This is a genomic window from Pseudomonas fluorescens HK44 (genome assembly GCF_000217955.3).
GTDB lineage: Bacteria > Pseudomonadota > Gammaproteobacteria > Pseudomonadales > Pseudomonadaceae > Aquipseudomonas > Aquipseudomonas fluorescens_AQ.
On record NZ_AFOY02000004.1, the window covers coordinates 464,949 to 483,271 of the forward strand.

Consider the following 18,323-nt stretch of genomic DNA (forward strand, 5'->3'; position numbering starts at 1 on the left):
GATGACGGTTTCGTTGTTCTTCGATCTGCATGCCTTGCTCGCTGGCGCCGCCCTGGGGTTTGCGCGGCTGGCACCGATATTTTTCATGTTGCCTTTTTTGAACAGCGGGGTGCTGACAGGGGCACCACGTCAGGCCGTGATCATAGTGGTGGCGCTGGGTTTTTGGGCCTCGTTGGGTGAGCCGTTGCCGCGCCTCGACGGGTTGGCGTTTTTCGGTCTGTTGATGCGTGAGGCGGGTATCGGCGCATTGCTCGGGTTACTGCTGTGCTGGCCATTCTGGGTGCTGCACGCCATGGGCAATCTCATCGACAACCAGCGCGGGGCGATGCTCAGCAGCACCGTGGACCCGGCCAACGGCGTTGATACCTCGGAGCTGGCGAACTTTCTGCAGTTGTTTGCCGCGGCGGTTTACCTCGAAGGTGGTGGCATGTTGTTGATGCTGGAAACCGTCGGTCACAGTTACCGCATCTGCGCGCCGGGCAGCTGCGAGATGCAGCTGCAACCAATCCTGAGCCTGCTGGATGCACTGGTCAGCAAGACCCTGGTGATCAGCGCACCGGTGGTGGCCACGCTGTTGATCAGCGAGGCGCTGCTCGGTTTGCTTTCGCGGTATGCGCCGCAAATGAATGCCTTCTCGGTGTCGCTGACGGTCAAGAGCCTGGTGGCGCTGGTGGTGTTGATGGTGTATTTCGGCGCTCATCTGCCGGACGAAATCCTGCGCATGGGGACCCAATCCCAGACGCTGGAGCGTTACCTGGACAGGGAGGTCGACCATGTCTTCCAGCTCATCGAAGACTGAGAAGCCTACCGCCAAGCGTCTGCGGGACGCGTCTCGCAAAGGGCAGACGTTCAAGGCCAAGGATCTGGTGATCACCTGCCTGACCCTGTGCGGCATCACCTACATGGTGTTCAACAGTTCGCTGCTGGACGTCATGGAAGTCTACCGGCGCATCATCGCCAGCGACTTTGACGCCGACCTGCAAAAGTACTCGGCGATGTTGGTGGTGATCGGGCTCAAGGCGCTGCTGCCGCTGTTGTTGGTCTGTGTATTGACCAGCGCGTTGCCCGCGTTGCTGCAAAGCGGTTTTGCGTTGGCCAGTGAAGCCTTGAAGCTGAACCTGGGCGCCTTGAACCCGATCAATGGTTTCAAAAAACTGTTCAGCCTGCGCACGGTCAAGGACACGGTCAAAGCGTTGCTTTATCTGGGCAGTTTTGCCATGGCGTTGTGGATTGTCTGGCTGACGCAACGGCATTTGCTGTTTGCGCAGCTGTTTGCCCAGGCACCGGACCTGTTCGCGATCTGGGGTCATTTGCTGCTGGTGCTGGTGTTGGCATTTCTGGTGTGCGTGCTGTTGATCGTGGTGCTCGACGCGCTCTGCGAATACTGGCTGTTCATCAAAGACCAGATGATGGACAAGCATTCGGTCAAGCGTGAACACAAGGAGCAGGACGGCAATCCGGAGATCAAGGGCCGTCGGCGCGATTTGCATATGGAACTGCTGTCGGAGCAGGTCAAGTCCGATGTGCGCAGCTCGCGCATGATTATTGCCAACCCGACCCACATCGCGATCGGTGTGTATTTCCGCCCGGAAATCACCCTGTTGCCATTTATCTCGCTGATGGAAACCAACCAGCGCGCCCTTGCCGTCCGGGCGTATGCCGCCGAGGTCGGGGTGCCGGTGATCAACGATATCGCCCTGGCGCGGCGGATCTTCAAGACCCATCAGCGCTACAGCTTCCTCCAGGTGCAGGAAATCGAAGAAGTCCTGCGGCTGTTGATCTGGCTCGAGCAGGTCGAACAGGCCTGATCTCCCCCTTTCCTTATCCATCCAATACGTTGGCATGAGCGCAATTTGGCAGCGTGGTCGCCGGCGCTTTGGCTCAATGCGTTCGTCAGCGGCGCTGACGTTTTTTCAGGAGTGTGGCTGATGAGTCGCAACAACAAACAAGAAGAACAGGTCGCTTTGGACGTCGTGGACGCGGTGCTCGCGGGGGCGGCGTTAAAGGATATTCAGGGCATTAGCGACGAGCAGATGAACAGTCTGTACGCGTTCGCTTACCAGTTCTACGAGCAGGGGCGGCTGGACGACGCCGAGAAGTTTTTTCACTTCCTGTGCATCTACGACTTTCACAACAGCGATTACTGGATGGGACTGGCGGCAGTGCACCAGCTCAAACAGAACCACCAAAAGGCGATTGATCTGTACGCCATCGCCTTCGCCCAAGGCAACAACGACTACCGCCCGATGTTGTACACCGGCCAGTGTCAGCTCGCCCTGGGCAAAGTCGGCAAGGCCAGGCTGTGTTTCGAATACGTGCTCGAACGCGCTTCGCAAGACGAGTTGCGCAAGCAAGCCCAGGTCTATCTCGACACCTTGGATCACATGGAAAAGCACTGTTCAGAGGATGGAAAATGAGTGAAATCAGAAACGTTTCAAATGCGGTTTTTCAGCGAGCACTGAGTCGTACCGAAGCCTTTGAAATCTATGGTAAAGCCGCGAGCCAGGCGGCAAGAACGGCGGATTATCAGAAGGCTGGCCAGGAAGCATTGGCCGGTCTGATGTCGGTGAGTTATGAGTCGGGTGAACACAATCAGTCAACGGCAGGCACGGGAAGGCCGCTACTGCATGCGCCACTGGCACGTGCCGACGGCAAAAAAGAGTCGGACGGTGATCTGTTCACGCTATTGATGGCGATGATTTGCGAACTGATTGGCGAGGTCGACGCTAACAAACTGAAAAACCGGTTGACCATGCTGCAAAACATGGCCGGCGCCAAGCAGCAAGGTCTTGAAAAACTGGCCGCTGAATACACCGCAGCCGTTGAAGCACTGGAGGCTGCCGAGGGCGCTGTTGGTGGCAGTCAGGAACAGCTCGAGAAATTGCGCGAGCGAGTCCAGCATTTTCAGGGGCTGCTGGATGAAAGCGAAGCCCGTCTGGCCGGACTTGATCCTGAGTCGCCGGAGTATGCGAGCGAGCTGGCGATCCGAGATCGGCTCAAAGGCGAGCTGGCGGGCCAGACCCAGGCCTTTGAAAAAGCCACCGATGCTCATCTGAAATTGATCGAGGTCGCTAACGCCGCCGCTAAAACCCTGGCCGTCGTCGCCGCGAACGTGCAGGCGGCAGGGCTCGGCGGGCCTCAGGTCAAAGAGTCGAACGAAAAGGCCTTGAGCAGCAGCGCGCAGGCTCTGCTGCACCGGTTGAAGATCATCGAGTTGCTGGGAGAGTCGGCGCAAAACAAGGAAGAGCTCAATCAGGAGCTGTTTCTGGAGCTGCAGGCCAAGCTTCAGGAAAAGATGCAGCTTGAATCGGACAAGTATCTGGAAGAGGTGCGAAAAGCCGAGGCGTTGCAAAATACCATGGGTTGCATCGGCAAGATCGTTGGCGCCCTGTTGAGTATCGCCACCATTGCCGCAGGCGTTCTGACCGCTAACCCGGTGCTTATTGCGGTGGGCGTTATTGGCGCGGCGGTGATGATCGCGGACGAAGTGGTCAAGGAGGTCACGGGGGTGTCGTTCATGTCGGAGGCCATGAAACCGCTGATGATGGTGATGCAGGAAGCCATCAAGTTGTTTACCGAACTCTACACCAAGCTGCTGATCGCGTTTGGCGTCGATCCGGAAACGGCGAAGGACATCGCGCAGATCGCCGGCATGATCCAGGGGATCGCCGCCACCCTGGCAGCGATTGCACTGACGGTCATCGTCGGTGCTCAAGTGATCGGGCCGATGGTCAGCGCAGTCGCTTCGAAGCTGGCTTCGATGGTTGCTCAAGCCGCACCCGCCGCCATGCAGGCAATCAAGCAAGTGGCGTCATCGGTGAGTCACACGCTCACCCAAATGCTGGCGCAGTTACGCAGTTTCATCACCCATGGTGCCGATCCGGTATCGCTGGCTCGCTACGCAGCCAATCTCGAAATCGCTCAGGCCGTCACCGAATTCGGCAATGTCGCGACGCAGGGCGGGTTGCAGATCGCCAGCGGCGCTCATCAGGCAAAGGCTGCCGAACACCTGGCGGACGTGCGCGTACGCATGGCAATCAGCGAAGAAATCACCGGCTACCTCACCCGACTGGTCGAGGATTACGGCAAAGCGATGCAAGACAGAACCCGGCAGATCGAACAGGTCTTTGCCGACATGCAACGCAGCCACTCGGTCAGCCTGCAAATGGTCCGGCACGTTTGAATTCACTCCTGAAAGGTATTTCTCATGGCCACAATTAATGTATTGGCTGTTCGGCCGTTGATCCCTGCGCAAGCGACTGCCGTGCCCGAAAAGCTGTTCCATTCACCCAATGCTTCTGCATTGGGCGACATGATCGGCAAGCAGCAGACTCTCGAAAAAACTCAAATCACAGCCCCTTCGGCTACGGAACTCGAAAGCGAGATCGACGCGTATCAGCCTACCGAGTCCGACTGGCTGGACTTCGTGGCCGCCATGACAATGCTCAGCGATGAAGTGCGTAACGATCTGGTGTTCGATCCGGGCGCCTGGGAAAAACATGCCAACGTCTTGGTGGCCGCCATCATTGCGTTGAATGTCGCACGGGTTTCCAACGCCATCCTGCGCGGGCATTTCAGCGTCATGGCCGCCGACGCTGCCAAGTCCCAGGGCGCTGCCATCATGGAGTCAGGCAAGGCCGCCATGTACAGCGCCATCACCGCCGCGGTGGTTTCCGGGGCGATAGCGGGCTTTGCCATGGTCAAGACCCTTCAAGGGCAAGGGTTGAAACATGCCGATATCAACCTGAATAAGCGCAACGCACTTGACGCCAGCAACATCGAACGGGACTTGAAACGTGATCGGGCGAGGGACGACTGGAACCCGGACACAACCTACAAAATCAAGGTGTTCGAAGTCGAAGGTTCCCTCCGATCAACGTCCGTGGATTTCAAACCCCAGGGCGCTACGCTGACGCCCAAGGAACAGGCATGGTTCGATGCGCAAATCCTCAAGGCGCAGAACGTTGGCCAGACGTCGGGTTGGCTGAGCGAGATGAGCAGCAAGGGTTTTGAAAAGAAACTCGAAATCGGTCGGGCGTTGAGCGCCATGTCGATGAACCTCAGTCAGGTCGTGTCCAGCATGGTCAGAATCGCCGAGCACGCTGCGCGGGAGAAAGAGGTGCTGCAACAAAGTGCGCAGAACACCCAAAAGAGCTTGAGCGATGAAGTCGGACAGAAGGATTCGGCGGACGCGGCGTTGCTGCAGAAGCTCATGGACATCGTGATGCAGCTTTTTCAATCGCGTATTGAAGTCATTGGCGCGCTGACGCGCGGCTGATAGGAGAGTGAAATGGAAATATTGAGTTTTACGCGGCCTGTTGCCATGCCGGGCGCAGATCTCAAAGTGATGATGGACGCACCATTGCCTGTAGAAACGCTTCCCGAGGTTCCGGCAGATTTCGCTCTGGTGCAATTGCTCGAACGTTCGACGAAAGCGCTGAGTCGTAATGTGGAGAATATGCTCAGGTGCCAGCCAAATAACACGAAAGTAGTTGGTGAACCGTTAGCCGGTAACTCGGTAGAGTCCCTTGTTGCGGAATTTGTCGAACAGATGGTAGCCAAGCGTATCCGATCTGAGATGTGGGCTCACCAAGCGCGGCAGTGTGTAGCGGTGATGAGGCATTGCCAAAAAACGCTGTTGCCGGGGGATCTTCAGAAACTCGAGGCTAAGCAGGACTTTATCCTGGGGGATCTGAAAAGCAATCAAGCCTCTCCAGCAGAAATTGCCGATGAGTTCTACGTTATCGTCAAATCCTCCAATGACTTCTTCGACAAACTGCTCGAACTGATTGACCTGATCAAGAACGGTTACCTGGCGGGCTACGAACACATCATCGCGGCCTATTCGGACTTCTTCGCCGATTTCAATAAAGAAATCACGGCAAAGATGAAGGAATGGATTGAAGGTGCGAATGACGGGAAAGAGGTCAAGTTGAATGCCGGCATGATCAGACTCGCGTTACAGGCTCTGATCGAAAAATACTCAAAAGCGCCTGCAGGGGTATTGTTTCCCGCCCCTGGAATGGAGGGCGCAAGCAAGGAAGCGGCGGAAAAGTGGCGCGTGGCATTAGGCCTGCCTGAAAGTTGCTTGAAAGACAACGGTAATGGCACTTTTAGCGTGGTCATGGACCTCGGGCCGCTGAAAATCATGATGGACAGCTTACCATCAAACGTTTACTGGATTACCTGGGACACCTCGAAGTTTCAGGCCTGGCAAACCGGTTTCAATGCGCAGGAAGAACGTTTGAAGAACATGTTGCAATCCTTCACGCAGAAATACTCGAACGCCAACTCGTATCACGATAACTTTAACAAGACGTTATCTTCTCATCTTAATCAGTATGCGGACATGCTTAAGGCTATGTTGAATTTTTGATGCGGCATGAGTGAGGTTTTCTGTATTTGATCTCGAAAATTTAGCGGCGGTCGTTATTTTAGTCGACCTAATAGAAGTATCATTGACCTCACCGGCCCCAATGCGTTACGCGGTCATGTCAATAATTCGATACGTATGGCGCAGGGGCAACCGGAGTTGAGGCGCGTCGATGCTTTTTCGTTGGCAGAGACCATCTGGGGTCAGAACGAACCGCAGCATAAAGATTTCTGGAGTGCCGTGGAGTCGCATTTTAACTTTCCGCAAAACTATGTGAACTTTGAAACTGAAGAGCAGCAGCTTAGCGCCACCTATGCAATGGCGAATGCTGTGGACTAACAGGGTAAAAGACGGTTTCTTTACTGCTTAAAACGAGGCGCAACTTGAGTTTGTTTTGGAGTTGCGCCTGTTTTTCTGTGCGTTGGATAAAGAGGGCTGAGTATGCAAGGTGATGAGCTTGAAATTGAGCGTCAGGTGATCAAAGTGCTGTCGGACTATTTTCCGGTGGGGCGTCGGGCAATCGAAGCCAGTTCACGACTGGTGGAGGATTTGTACGTCGATTCCATAAATATTGTGGAGGTTGTCATGATTCTTAATGATGTGTTCGATGTGGAGTTGCCTCAGGCGGAGGTTGCAAAGTGGAGGGTCGTAAATGATATTTGCAGTTTGGTGGTTTGCAGTAAAACTAACTTGCGTTGAATGATTTTGCGTTGCTGTGCTAAGAATGCTTGCAGGTGGTAACGTTTTATGAGGTTGGCTGTGGAGTTTCAGGTAAGTCGTTTCGTTGAAAAGTTCATTAGAGATAATGATATAGAGAATGGTTTTTTTGATGGTTTTAGTAATGTTGGGTTTCGGTTGTTAAATGATGATTTTTTTATTTTCAGATTGAACCCTGCGCGCAAAAAATAATAATGTTTTTTTGCTCGGCTAAACCCTGCTTGCTAACCAGTCATGAGCTTTTTGAGCTAAATGAATCACTGGGATTTGTAGAGGTTAATTCGAAAGGTCGTGTTGTGGTTTCGGAAGATCACGGCCTGGTTTTTTTTAACGTGAAAGCGGGAGATGTTGTTGATGCTGAGTTTTTGGATGCGTCAGTAGTTGAGTTCTTAAGTGGTTACAATAAGCTCAATGAGTTGATAGAGCTAGTGATGAATTAATATAAGGGGCGTGGTTTGCTGGAATTTCCAAATGGTACAGTTTCTCGGGTAAGTAGCTTGAATTCTCTGGCTTCGAGCGTCGAAGTAAATATTTTTGTGGGGGTGCTGCAGCGAACGTATCCGATTACACAAAAGCGAGTAAAATTGTTCAGTTTTTGAAAGGTCATCAAGAGTTTTTAGCATTGAATGATGCTGTCATGCTAAGGGCGCGTTCGAACTCTACATTGTTGCCTTCAAAAGGCTTTGCCGAAATTAAGGCTTCGGAGCAAGAAAAGAAGCTGAACGTATTTGATCAGAGTCCCTATAAAGAGATTGCATGCAAAAATAAACAATTTGAGCTGAAGCTGGGGGAAGGTTTGAGTTGTAGTAAAGAGTTGGAGTTGATCGCGAAATCGATAAGGGAGGCAACCGGCAGTCCTATGCGATTTGCTGATTTCTCCCAGGAACAACAGGAAAAAATATTGAGTGAAAGTGCATACATTGGCGGCGCAAAAGAACTGATTGCTGACGTAGACTGCCTGGATGCTCATGTTCTCGCCACTCTGATAAAAGCGGAAGGTAAAGAGTATGAGATGAGCGAAATGGAGCGAAGGAAGTGTATGTTTAATTATGTGCGCTCTCCTGATAACGTTATCTATCCCTGGAATAATCATTCTTTCGATATGGAGATTTTTGAGGTTGGCAACCCCATTCAGTTTACCGAGCAAATGCGTGGTTTGATCGTTGAGCGATGGAGCGAATTACTGGAGAAAGAATCCGATATAGAAGATTATTTGTACGATAAGTTGGGTGTTTCTCCGGTTAATTTGAATAATGGAGTTATTGATATTATTCAGATTGCCAGTGAGTCAGACAGAAAAAAGCTATTGAAGGAAGCCATGAAAATTAATTGGAGTACTTCGAGGTTTATCGCTGACGAGAATAACTCCAGAGAAAGCAATCCGTTGGGTGGTGAGTTTCGTCAGCATACTGTAGGTGCCAGATCCAACGTTGTCAGGGTTTCAGATAAAGAAGATCCAAATGTTAATAAGTGGGTTTTTGAAGCCGTTGTAAATGGTAAGCCTGTCACCTCCGGGCCTAGTGGGCATACTTTGAGATACCTGAATCATTACGCAATGTGCAGTGAGATGCTTCAATTGTCCAATTATAAAGGTGAGGATCTCCCGTCGTTGGAAGAGGCGAGGTTGGTGATGCTGGCTAATCTGATGGCGCCAAAAGATCATCACTCTTATCACGAGGTAATGCTTGCTTCAGTGGGTATTTATAATGGAGAGGAGATGTTGGAGTATCGGAGTAAAGATTCTTACGACGATTTGAAGACGACCCGTATTGGGCGTGCCGCGTTTGCCTATGCTAATGAAGGAGTGAGCGGCTAATGGAATAGTGATGGTTGCATGTCAGAGCTGTATGGTTCTGGCATGTTTCTCTTGTGTGAATTATCCCAGGGGTTTTTAATTGTTTTTGGCGTGGCGTAAATTCTAGTTGGCTTCTCTTTGTATAAGAAACTTGGCCATCAACAAATTTGGTTTGAGTGGTTGCCATTAGGCTCTGTACGAAAACCCTTGAAACACCGAAATGGGTAAAGCGCCGTCATCACAGCCAAGTTGCCCCCAATGGCAAACTGGCAGGTGGCGTAGTGGCAGAGCGGTGTTTCACGAAAACGATGAGCTTTTTTTGAATGCGCGGTTTGTATCCTCCGAAGCAATATGTGAAATGCCTCCTACGAGAAGAAATTTTATGTTCATTTCCAGATCAGGCGCATCTTTGAATGCCATCTATGGCATGGATTCGCAGGGCAAACCGGAAAATGTGGCCAAGAGCAGTCCGCAAGGTGTGGCCTTATCCGATGCGCAAAAGCAGGCGATTAGTAACAGCAAGTTTTTTGAGGCTGGTGCCAGCATGTCCTTGCTGAATCAGCCGGGTAAGGTAGGCGATGTGTTTGACCAGCATGCCCTGGGACTAGCCACCCTGTTGCGGTATGGCTTGAGTGAGCAGAGCCAGGCTGGAGGAGCCCCCGTCTATTTCCAGGGGCGGGAGCAGCATTTGCGCGATGTATTGCAGTCATCTATTAAGCCCTTGTCGGCACAGTCCGATCAGATTGGTCGGCAGATGAGCCCCGATCAAGCGCTTCAGCCATGGCTGCTAGATACCTTGAACACGCCACTACAGGGCCGGCTCGATGGCTCCGGCAAGCAGAGCCATGCCGAGCTTTTGACTAAAGTCCGTACTCTGAGTGCTTTCGGCACTACGGTCTGGCAGTTGATGAACCCAGTAGAAGATCACAAGCAGCCTGAGCTCTATGCACAGCATAAGGGAGCCAATACTGCGGCCTGTGTGGCCTTGCTGCGCGAGGCAGGTTTTGATGCTCAGGCGGACGACTTCGCTGATCGGTTTAAAGAGTTTTCAAGCAAGACCCGTACACCCGCATTTGACAACCCACTCAGTCGTGCCCGCAGCGAACGGATGCCGATGCTGGAAGTAGACGGAGCGCTACGACCGATTAAAGGGGTATATGAGGACGCGGCCAAATTTGGATTAGGTTTTGGCCAGGTAGTGCAAAATACTGCTGATCTTGATAGCGCCGAACAGACTGCCTTGCGTGCAGCGCTAGGTGACTGCAATCAGAATATTAATGCAATTGCCCGAGAGGGGGCGCCGATTGCCGACTTGACCCGACCATTCACAATGTCGGAGATGGATATGCAAAATGTGCCTGAGGCCTATAGCAATCTAGGTATAGCCGAAATGCTGAACCAGTATGCGATGCTACATGGCACCGGCATCAATCGCTGGCAGCCCTTTGGCACGTTTGCGATGGAGAGTAATCTGCAAGGCCTACCATCTGCGGGTGCACAATCAGGCGGCACCTGCGACATCCTGTTGGCGCTCAATACATTGAACCAAGAGCGAATTTACGGCAATGCGGAACTGGCGCTGCCTGCTGGCTTGGGTATTGCTGCCTTCATGAACTTTGGTGGCTACCACACTTTTGCGGAAACTTTCCCTATCGCTGAGGCTGCTGCTAACAACCGCCCCTATGTCCCCACCAATCTCGCTGTGGTGAATCAGTTTGACCTGTATCAACGGATGGAAAAGACTGCTGAGCGTTACAGTCCGCAGGGTTCTGAGCAGTTTGCGCAGTTCCGTCAGAGCCATGGGCAGGTTCTGGAGACGTTACGGCAGCAGCACCCCGATCTGGAATCGCTCGCGTCTGATGTCGAGTTCCACGCATCCGCGCAGCAGATAGTGGATTGGCGTGGCTGATCCTTTAACTCCACCGCTATCGGAGCCGGTACAGCTTACTCATGGTTTGTGAACCAAACTTGGGCCCGGCTTAGTTTACATCCTGTACGGTTCTGTACGAGAAGTAATGTCGCGAACACCGTGCGGTGCAGGCCAGCGAGACCATTGCGCCAAAGCTTTTCGCCAGTTTGTCGTAGCGTATACCGATCCGTCGATTCTCTTTCAGCCAACCGAACATTCGCTCGATGATGTTGCGCTGTTAGTACTTGGGCTGATCAAACAACCTGGGCAATCCAGGTTTTGGCTTACGCTTCATGGTTGGTAAAGGAATCACCGGTTGCATCCGATAGCGGTTGCAATAGTGCCGAAGGTGTTCGGCGTCGTAGCCCTTATCTGCCAGCAACCAACGGCAGCGATTGCGAGGGCGACCCCGCTGGCCGGGTGTTTTGACCTGATCAAGCAAGGTTTTGGCATGCGAAATATCGCTGGCTTGCCCTCCGCGACTGCGACCCAGAGCATGATCTAGCGGTTCTTCAGGCCCCCTTTTTTCCCGGCGCCAGAAGATGCTCGGGTTGCGCGTACCGCTGTGGAGTCAATCATCCAGGTGTCCAGATCAATCAACCCTTGCTTGTTAAGCCTGACATGCAAGCGTTTGAGCATCTGGTCAAACGTGCCTCGATTTCGCCGGTCGCGAAAGCGCTGATAAACAGTTGACCAGGGGCCGAATCGTTCAGGCATATCGCGCCAGGCGGCGCCTGAACACAGCACCCATAGGATGCCGTTGAGCATCAGTCGGTCGTCGTTTCGTGGACATCCAGTTTTCTGATCCTGGGCGATTCGGTCCTTGATCATTTCCCAGGATGAGTCGCTGAGTTCGTGTCGCTTTGCCATCAGGGGCTCCTGCCGTTGATGGCGACGATTTTACACATCTAAGCATTTCAAGGGATTTCGTACAGAACCTAGTTAGCGTGAGGCCTTTTTTAGGGTGTAGGGGGATGATAGGTAAAAAATCCTACGCGATGTGGCGAAATATCATTGTTATATGGATGTTGATGCCCTACGGAATAGTCCCGCTCAACTTTCTATAGTCCCGACGCTTGTCATCTTCAAGCCGTCTCAAAAACGGCTTGATCGCGTTTCAGTACCTTTCTATAGAGATGTTTTCGAGTATGGACAGTGCAACTGATCAATCGCCAATCGGGTCGTTCGTTTTTGACCAATGGCTACTGCAAAGCGATGGAACGCTGATGCGAGACGGTAAAGGAATACACGTTCCACCCAAAGAGTTGCACGTGCTGCGGCTGCTGCTCGCTTCGGCGGGCTCAGTGATCAGCAAAGACCAGCTGCTGGACACGGTTTGGCCCGATACCGACGCCGCCGAGGAATCGTTGACTCGTTGTATTTACGCACTGCGCAAGCTGCTCAAGGACAACAAGGGCTTCATTGCCACGGTGTACGGTCAGGGTTATCGATTTACCTGTCCGGCGGTTGCGCTCGATGCTCCTTGCGAGGAGCCCGTCGCAGTGCCGTCGCTGGCCGTTCTGCCTTTTCGCGGGACGAGTGAATCCGAGGCTCTGGACCTACAGGACTCGATGATCCGCCGGTTGACGACGGCGTTCGGTGCGGCTGTGCGTTTTGTTCCCAGCGGGTTAATGGCGGCCTTCGACCTTCCCGTTGATGCCCGGCGTCTGGTGGAAAAGTTGGCGCCGGATTACTACGTGAGCGGGCGCTTTCTTCATCAAGGCGAGCAGTTGCAATGGTCGATCGAGCTGATTCGTGGCAGCGATCACACGCTGATTCATGGGCAAATGCTGGATGGCAGTGATTTGGAGCAGTCGCTCGCCGAGCTGGCGTGCCTGATCGCGCAGCGTCTTCCAGGGGTTCGTTCCACTGGAAATTCCTGTTCGTCCTACCCGGCTGCGGTGGCCTACCTGAATGGCGTGTGCAGCGTGCAATGGCATACCCCGCAAAGTCTGCGTGACGCGCTGGTGCAATTTGGACAGTGCCTGCAATTGGCAAGCGGCTATTCACCTCCCTGGTGCGGTTTGGCTGATGCCTGGCTGGGGCAGGCGATGCTCGGGCTCTGTGAGCAGGGGCGCGCTATTGATGAGGCGGATGCCGCCATCTCCAAAGCACTATTGCTGGACCCTTGCAGTATTCCGGCGTTGACGCGCCTGGCCTTGCTCACCGGTCTGCGTGGTTGCGAGGAAGCGGCTCAGGTGATTTTTCGACGCTGCCTGTTAGCGTCCGATCAGGCCGATGTGCATTACTTTCATGCCTGGCATCACTGGTATTGGCGACGTAACGAGCAAGCGGCTCAAAGCATCGAGAAGTGTTTACGTCATGAGCCGGGTTGTGTGCGGGCGCAAATCCTGCGGGTACGCATCGCTCTGACCGGTAACCCCCAGGACGCCGCGCTGATGGCGCGTCAAACGTTGCAGCAAGGTGCGTCGGGGCATCCGTTGCTGCTGATTTTGCATGCCGTGGTGCTGGCCTACTTCGGCCAGCACGCGGCAGCCTGGCATGAACTCGAGCAAGCCGGCGTGAGTGAAAGCGCGATCGGTGAACAAGGTCTGGCGGCCTGGAATGTGCTGTTCGGTGTCAATCCGCTGATCGCCCGCAATCAGTATACAAATTGGCTACGTTCAGCGCGTCCTCCATCCATGGCTGATGTACCGTCGCCGCGTTGGTTTGGGGGGCCGGACGGCCCCATGGTTTCTCCTCTGTGGCGATCGTTGCAGCGTCATACACCGATGCGGGATGTGCGGGGGCTCAGCGTGCCGCCGTTCGACAAGGGGCGGCGTTTGGCATGACCAAGGTTTCGTGGCTATTGCTGTTTGCGTGTCTTGGAGCAGGTCAGGCGCAAGCCTTTTGTTGGGTGCGGGCCGGGCAGCTGCACGCGCTGGAACCCGAACTGCTTCAGGCCATCGCCGAGGTGGAGTCGGCGCTGCGGGCGGACGCGATGAACTACAACACCGATGGCTCTCGCGATATCGGGTTGATGCAGATCAACAGCTTTCATCTGCCTCGTTTGCGTGCCCAGGGCATTACCGAGCAGCGGCTATTGGATGAGCCTTGTCTGTCGGTTGAAGTCGGCGCTTCAGTGCTGGCCGGTTTTGTTTCGCTGTATGGCTACAACTGGACAGCGGTAGGTGCCTACAACGCCGGGAATGCGCCTGATCGGCAAACGGCCCGTCTTCGCTATGCACACAAGGTCTGGAAGCGTTACCAGGCATTGACTGGCAGTGGCGTCGCGCCGGCGTCCTTGCAAGGCCGAAGAGCTGATTCTGATCGTCTTCGCTCCAGATCTGCAGAATTCAATCAGGAACCTCCAGGGTGAAGTTTCTACCATGGGCGCTCATTCACTGCCTGGAGCGTGATCGGTGACAGACCTGTCGGCCCCACCTCTACAACCCTGCGTCCTGCGGATCCTCAATGGCCCGCTGCAAGGTTGCGAGTTCCCTCTCAATGAGCCCCGAACGTTGTTCATTGTGGCGCCCGTAGATGTGCTGGGGAAATCGACTTGCCCGGTCAGTGTGCCACCGGATGCGATCTTCGTTCCGCTGGACCACGGCGGATGCAATTTCGAAGTGCTGCTGGAAGAGGCGGTGCCGGGTGGCGTGACCGTGCGACTGCTCGACGAGCCGACAGAGACTCGCCATTGCCTGTTTCAACGTCGCGAACACATTGGCGATTTGCAGATTGTCTTGCGTTCGCATGACCAGGATTGGGCACCGGAAAGCCTGGGTATGCAGCGCCCACCCTCACTGGTGGCAACCCGTCGTCCATGGACACGAAACACCCCCGCCAAATGGTTCGGCGGTGGATTGGCGTTGAGTGTGTTGGTGGCCTCGGTCGGCGTCTGGTCGCTGCCCGAGCCGACTCCCGAAACCGATGTGCGTGCCTTGATCACCGGCGTCAGCGCCGAGGTCGAGGTGGTGAATGGTCGAGACCAGAGCATTTACGTGTTGGTGTCTTCCGAACGGGATGCCGGCTGGAGCCGACAGGTGCTGATGCGCAACAACCTGTTGACCGGCAAGGTCCTGGTGAAGGATCAGGAACGTCGTCGGCTCGAGCAATTATTGGTCGACCATGACCCGCAACTGGCCTGGCATTCACTGGATCTCAAGGACCCTTCGGTGCCACGGCTGCTGATCAGCGCTCAGCGCAATGTGCTTACGCCGTCGATGCAAACGAGGCTGGTCAATGCCTTGCTCGAGGCGACGCCCTATGCCCGGGATGTGACGGTGCAGGTGCAGAACGACACGCTTCTGGCCACTCTGGCGCAGGAGGGCTTGCAACGTCTTGCGCTGGGATTCAGCCGGGTCGACCACGACCACAGTGTCACGTTTGCCGTTGAAGGCAACTTGCGCGATTCCGAATTGGCCGCGGCGCGTCACTACATCGACGGGTTTTACCGGCAATGGGGTGATCGTTACGTGCACTTCGCTATCGACCTCAAGGACGACTCGCTCAAGGGCAAGTCATTTCAAACCGGCCCGCTGGGCTACATCAAGATGACCTCGTCGTCTTGGCATTTTCCAACACAACTATAAAGGTGACTCATGTCTGGTATTGGTATCCCGATTACTTTCCCCGACGACTTCCTCGGTCAGCAAGCTGCAGCGTTTGAGCTCGGGGCTGTAAACCTCAAGATAGCCTTGGATAAGGCCCTTGAGGATCTCAAGGGCGATGCATCGGATCCGGGAAAGTTAGCCGCTTACCAGACCGCATTCTCGTCCTACACGGTATTCCGCAACGCCCAGACCAACACGATCAAGGGTTTCAAGGATATCGACATGGCGATCATCCAGGCCGCTCGCTGATTCCTTCACTTTCAACCGGCCGTCGTTGCCTGACGATGGCCATTTCCATGAGTGCACCGCATGTCTCCTCAAAGCATTCTCCATTCGAACGTCCAGCAAACAGCGTTCGCTGAATTACGCAGTTCCCAGGAAAGCCCGATCGTTTCCCTCGAGAGCCGATTGATCGAAGCCTTCGCCGGTTCGGCAGTCAACAGCGGACAGGAAGTGTCGGCGATCAATCAACTGTTGCAGAGCCCCGATATCACAAGCCCCGAAGTCTTGACCCAATTGCAGGAGCGGGTCGGGCAATACAACGTGGATATAAACCTGCTGAACGTCCTGGTGCGTAAAGCCGTGGGCACGGCCGAAACCCTGCTGCGCGCTTCATGAAAGCCAGCGCGCTGCTGATGCTGCTGTGCGTGGTGCTGTTGGGTTGTCGTCAACCAAGCCTGCTCGAAGGACTGGATCAGCAGCAGGCAAACGAGGTGCTCTCGGTTCTATTGCGAAACAATATTACGGCGACAAAAGTCGACGCCGGCAAAACCGGGTATTCGGTGAAAATCAATCAGATCGATTTTTCGGCCGCCGTCGATTTGCTCAATCTCTATTCATTGCCCTCACGGCCACGGTTGCAAGTGGCCGAGATGTTCCCCAGCGATACGCTGGTGGCATCGCCCAGAGCCGAAAAGGCCCGGCTGTACTCGGCGCTGGAACAGCGGATCGAACAATCGTTGGGCGTGCTGGAAGGGGTGGTGTCGGCGCGGGTGCATGTCAGTTATGACCTGGATGCCGGGGAGGGTGGGCGCAAGGCGGCGCCGATTCACCTGTCGGCCGTGGCGGTTCACGAACGGGACATCGAACCGCAGTTGCTGATCACCGACATCAAGCGTTTTTTGAAGAACAGTTTTGCGGCGGTCGAGTACGAAAATATTTCAGTGGTCCTGTCACGACGCTCGCCCACACAACATGTCGCGCCGTCGGCGGTCGCGGTGCACGGTCAGTCGAACTGGCTATGGGGGTTAGCCTCGTTGACGGCATTGCTGTTGGCGGGTGGCGCAGCGTTCGGGTATCGACAATGGGGCGAGGGCCAACGTGACGTCGTGCGCTGAGCGCTTGCGGTGGATTCTCGCCGAGCCGCTGGACTATGTGCACGCTGAGCGTCTGCACATACCCGTGGGTTTCGAGGGACCTGACGCACGACGCGCGCTCAATCGAATCCTGCTCGAGGGCCTGGAGCTGCAAGGTCCATGGCCAATGGCGCCGCAGACTGCCGTGGCCGATCTGTGGGTTCGGCAGTGGCGTCAATTGCCCTACATCGCCGCGCTGTTGGGCGCGTGGCGGCTTTTCCCCCAGCTGGCGCGAGGCGGGGCATTGCAGCAATTGCCCGCCTCGTTACGCAAGTTCGCCAGTTGCAGCGTGGGCTCTCGCGCTGGCCTGCCGGTCGACCTGGCATCGGCGCCGATGCAACAGGTCGAAGCGGCCGGTTTCCATGCGCTGTGTGGCTGGTCCGAACACATTCCAACGCTGTTGCTCGAGCGGCTGTCATTGCAATTTTCTCCACAGGTCGTCGACCTGCACAGGCAGTGGCCGGTGGCAGAACCCGATACGGCTCTTCTCTTTTTGGCGGTGCAGCATGCTCGACTCCATCCGAACCCTGACTGATATGCCCGCGTCGAGTGATGCGCGCATCTGCCGCGAAGACATCGTCGCGGCGCGTCAGCGTCACTCACTACAGCATCAGGCCCAGCGTTGGGCCCGTGAGTGTGTCGACCAGGCTCAACGTGACGCCAAAGATGTCCGCGCCCAGGCTTTTCAAGAAGGTTATGCCGAGGGCGTGGTGCGCGCGGCGGAAAGTCTGGCGAGCGGTTTGCTGGAATCGCAGGCGCTGGGGCTGCAATTGCGCAAAGACCTCGCGCAGGCTGCTCGACAGTTGCTGGGCGACTTGTTGAATCGCGGCGAATGGCTGGATGAAATGCTCGAGCGTTGGCTGGCGGAGCAATCGGGCCACGCCGACGCAGTGTTGCAGGTGCTGCTGCCGATGCGTTGCAAGCCACGGGGCAATGAACTGCGCCAACGCTTGCAGGCGTTCTGGCCCGGCACGTTGTCCCTCGATTTTCAACCGCAGGAGCGTTACGTGTTTCGCCTGGCTGACCAGTTGCTCGAGTTCGATATCGAGGCAAGCGGTCAGCAACTGGAGCCCAAATTATTGTCCTGTCTGGCTCGGTTGCCCGAGTCGGTTCGAACGCTCGATCAGGTCTCGATGCAACGGCTCCGAGATCTGTGTCAGAGCTTTGGCGAGATGCGCCATGAAAATTGAAACCATGGTCGGCGCGCACCAACCCGAAACCACGTCAACGATCCAGTCACTGGAGTCGCGTCTGCTAGGGGCCCGTCAGGAGTTGCCCGGCAACCAGCGTCCGGACCCTGAGTTCGACTGGCTCTATCAACAACTGTTGGCCATGGAGGGGGGGGCGAAAATGTTATCTACGAATTTATCCGTTCGTTACGCAGTGCCGATGGCGTGACCTCGGCGTATCCGACTACCAAGGCGTTAATGGCCGTGACACTTCAGGTGTTGGTGCGTTTGAAGGAAGAGAAGCTGGAGGGCTCGCTGCTCTTCAAGGAAATCAGGGGCGCCTATGGCTTGGCGTTCAACATGAGCATCTTCGTCATGGGCTTTATGCAGAAGGTATTCGCGACGATGGATGACGATGCGTGGGAAAAGAGTGAGTGGTAAGGCGAACT

Annotated in this window: 20 protein-coding genes and 1 pseudogene; 20 read left to right on the plus strand and 1 reads right to left on the minus strand. The window is 55.0% G+C overall.

Annotation, left to right across the window (positions count from 1 at the left end; genetic code table 11):
* Position 1 precedes the first annotated feature (1 nt).
* The 10 genes from sctT (at position 2) to HK44_RS04160 (ending at position 10,794) form a co-directional block, all read left to right on the plus strand.
* A complete protein-coding gene (sctT, locus tag HK44_RS04115; protein WP_019689497.1) occupies positions 2–799 on the plus strand; it encodes a type III secretion system export apparatus subunit SctT in 798 nt (265 codons plus the stop codon).
* Positions 774–1,808, plus strand: coding sequence for an EscU/YscU/HrcU family type III secretion system export apparatus switch protein (locus tag HK44_RS04120; protein ID WP_019689498.1), 1,035 nt, complete (start codon positions 774–776; stop codon positions 1,806–1,808). The genes sctT and HK44_RS04120 overlap by 26 nt, the downstream gene beginning before the upstream one ends.
* A gap of 120 nt (positions 1,809–1,928) precedes the next feature.
* Complete coding sequence (sicA, locus tag HK44_RS04125) at positions 1,929–2,417, plus strand: type III secretion system translocator chaperone SicA (RefSeq protein WP_019689499.1); 489 nt, start codon at positions 1,929–1,931, stop codon at positions 2,415–2,417.
* Positions 2,414–4,183, plus strand: a complete 1,770-nt coding sequence (gene sctE, locus HK44_RS04130; protein WP_019689500.1) for a type III secretion system translocon subunit SctE — start codon at positions 2,414–2,416, stop codon at positions 4,181–4,183. The genes sicA and sctE overlap by 4 nt, the downstream gene beginning before the upstream one ends.
* Positions 4,184–4,207: 24 nt before the next feature.
* Positions 4,208–5,278: a hypothetical protein gene (locus HK44_RS04135; protein WP_019689501.1), complete on the plus strand. Its 1,071-nt coding sequence runs from the start codon at positions 4,208–4,210 to the stop codon at positions 5,276–5,278.
* A 12-nt stretch (positions 5,279–5,290) separates the two neighbouring features.
* Positions 5,291–6,376: an IpaD/SipD/SspD family type III secretion system needle tip protein gene (locus tag HK44_RS04140; RefSeq protein WP_019689502.1), complete on the plus strand. Its 1,086-nt coding sequence runs from the start codon at positions 5,291–5,293 to the stop codon at positions 6,374–6,376.
* 135 nt (positions 6,377–6,511) lie between these two features.
* Positions 6,512–6,712 (plus strand): hypothetical protein, encoded by a 201-nt coding sequence (locus HK44_RS04145; RefSeq protein WP_019689503.1) that lies wholly within the window; start codon positions 6,512–6,514, stop codon positions 6,710–6,712.
* Between the two features lie 102 nt (positions 6,713–6,814).
* A complete protein-coding gene (locus HK44_RS04150) occupies positions 6,815–7,072 on the plus strand; it encodes an acyl carrier protein (protein WP_019689504.1) in 258 nt (85 codons plus the stop codon).
* A gap of 613 nt (positions 7,073–7,685) precedes the next feature.
* Positions 7,686–8,906, plus strand: a complete 1,221-nt coding sequence (locus HK44_RS04155) for a hypothetical protein (RefSeq protein WP_242031536.1) — start codon at positions 7,686–7,688, stop codon at positions 8,904–8,906.
* A gap of 361 nt (positions 8,907–9,267) precedes the next feature.
* The gene (locus HK44_RS04160) at positions 9,268–10,794 is read left to right on the plus strand and encodes a hypothetical protein (protein ID WP_019689508.1); all 1,527 of its coding nucleotides are present in this window, start codon (positions 9,268–9,270) and stop codon (positions 10,792–10,794) included.
* Between the two features lie 70 nt (positions 10,795–10,864).
* Here the strand turns inward: HK44_RS04160 and HK44_RS04165 are convergent.
* Positions 10,865–11,664, minus strand: a pseudogene (locus tag HK44_RS04165) (IS5 family transposase).
* Between the two features lie 356 nt (positions 11,665–12,020).
* Here HK44_RS04165 and HK44_RS04170 point away from each other — a divergent pair.
* Genes HK44_RS04170 through HK44_RS29600 form a run of 10 tightly spaced genes read left to right on the plus strand, consistent with a single transcriptional unit; the run spans position 12,021 to position 18,315 of the window.
* Positions 12,021–13,586 carry a winged helix-turn-helix domain-containing protein gene (locus HK44_RS04170; protein WP_242031537.1) on the plus strand — a complete coding sequence of 522 codons (1,566 nt, stop codon included), beginning with the start codon at positions 12,021–12,023 and terminating at the stop codon, positions 13,584–13,586.
* Positions 13,583–14,113 carry a transglycosylase SLT domain-containing protein gene (locus HK44_RS04175; protein WP_019689512.1) on the plus strand — a complete coding sequence of 177 codons (531 nt, stop codon included), beginning with the start codon at positions 13,583–13,585 and terminating at the stop codon, positions 14,111–14,113. The genes HK44_RS04170 and HK44_RS04175 overlap by 4 nt, the downstream gene beginning before the upstream one ends.
* 43 nt (positions 14,114–14,156) lie before the next feature.
* The gene (locus HK44_RS04180; RefSeq protein WP_024264739.1) at positions 14,157–15,329 is read left to right on the plus strand and encodes a PrgH/EprH family type III secretion apparatus protein; all 1,173 of its coding nucleotides are present in this window, start codon (positions 14,157–14,159) and stop codon (positions 15,327–15,329) included.
* 9 nt (positions 15,330–15,338) lie between these two features.
* Positions 15,339–15,599, plus strand: coding sequence for a type III secretion system needle filament subunit SctF (gene sctF, locus HK44_RS04185; protein ID WP_019689514.1), 261 nt, complete (start codon positions 15,339–15,341; stop codon positions 15,597–15,599).
* A 60-nt stretch (positions 15,600–15,659) separates the two neighbouring features.
* Positions 15,660–15,968, plus strand: a complete 309-nt coding sequence (sctI, locus tag HK44_RS04190) for a type III secretion system inner rod subunit SctI (protein WP_019689515.1) — start codon at positions 15,660–15,662, stop codon at positions 15,966–15,968.
* Entirely contained in the window at positions 15,965–16,687 is a 723-nt protein-coding gene (locus HK44_RS04195) for an EscJ/YscJ/HrcJ family type III secretion inner membrane ring protein (protein ID WP_019689516.1), read from the plus strand. Before sctI ends, HK44_RS04195 begins: the two co-directional genes overlap by 4 nt.
* Entirely contained in the window at positions 16,671–17,240 is a 570-nt protein-coding gene (locus HK44_RS04200; protein WP_031319317.1) for a secretion system protein, read from the plus strand. Before HK44_RS04195 ends, HK44_RS04200 begins: the two co-directional genes overlap by 17 nt.
* On the plus strand, positions 17,212–17,895 hold the full coding sequence (locus tag HK44_RS04205; protein ID WP_024264740.1) for an oxygen-regulated invasion protein OrgB: 684 nt from the start codon (positions 17,212–17,214) through the stop codon (positions 17,893–17,895). Before HK44_RS04200 ends, HK44_RS04205 begins: the two co-directional genes overlap by 29 nt.
* The gene (locus tag HK44_RS29595) at positions 17,885–18,103 is read left to right on the plus strand and encodes a hypothetical protein (protein ID WP_242031538.1); all 219 of its coding nucleotides are present in this window, start codon (positions 17,885–17,887) and stop codon (positions 18,101–18,103) included. Before HK44_RS04205 ends, HK44_RS29595 begins: the two co-directional genes overlap by 11 nt.
* 29 nt (positions 18,104–18,132) lie before the next feature.
* A complete protein-coding gene (locus HK44_RS29600; protein ID WP_019689520.1) occupies positions 18,133–18,315 on the plus strand; it encodes a hypothetical protein in 183 nt (60 codons plus the stop codon).
* Positions 18,316–18,323 lie beyond the last annotated feature (8 nt).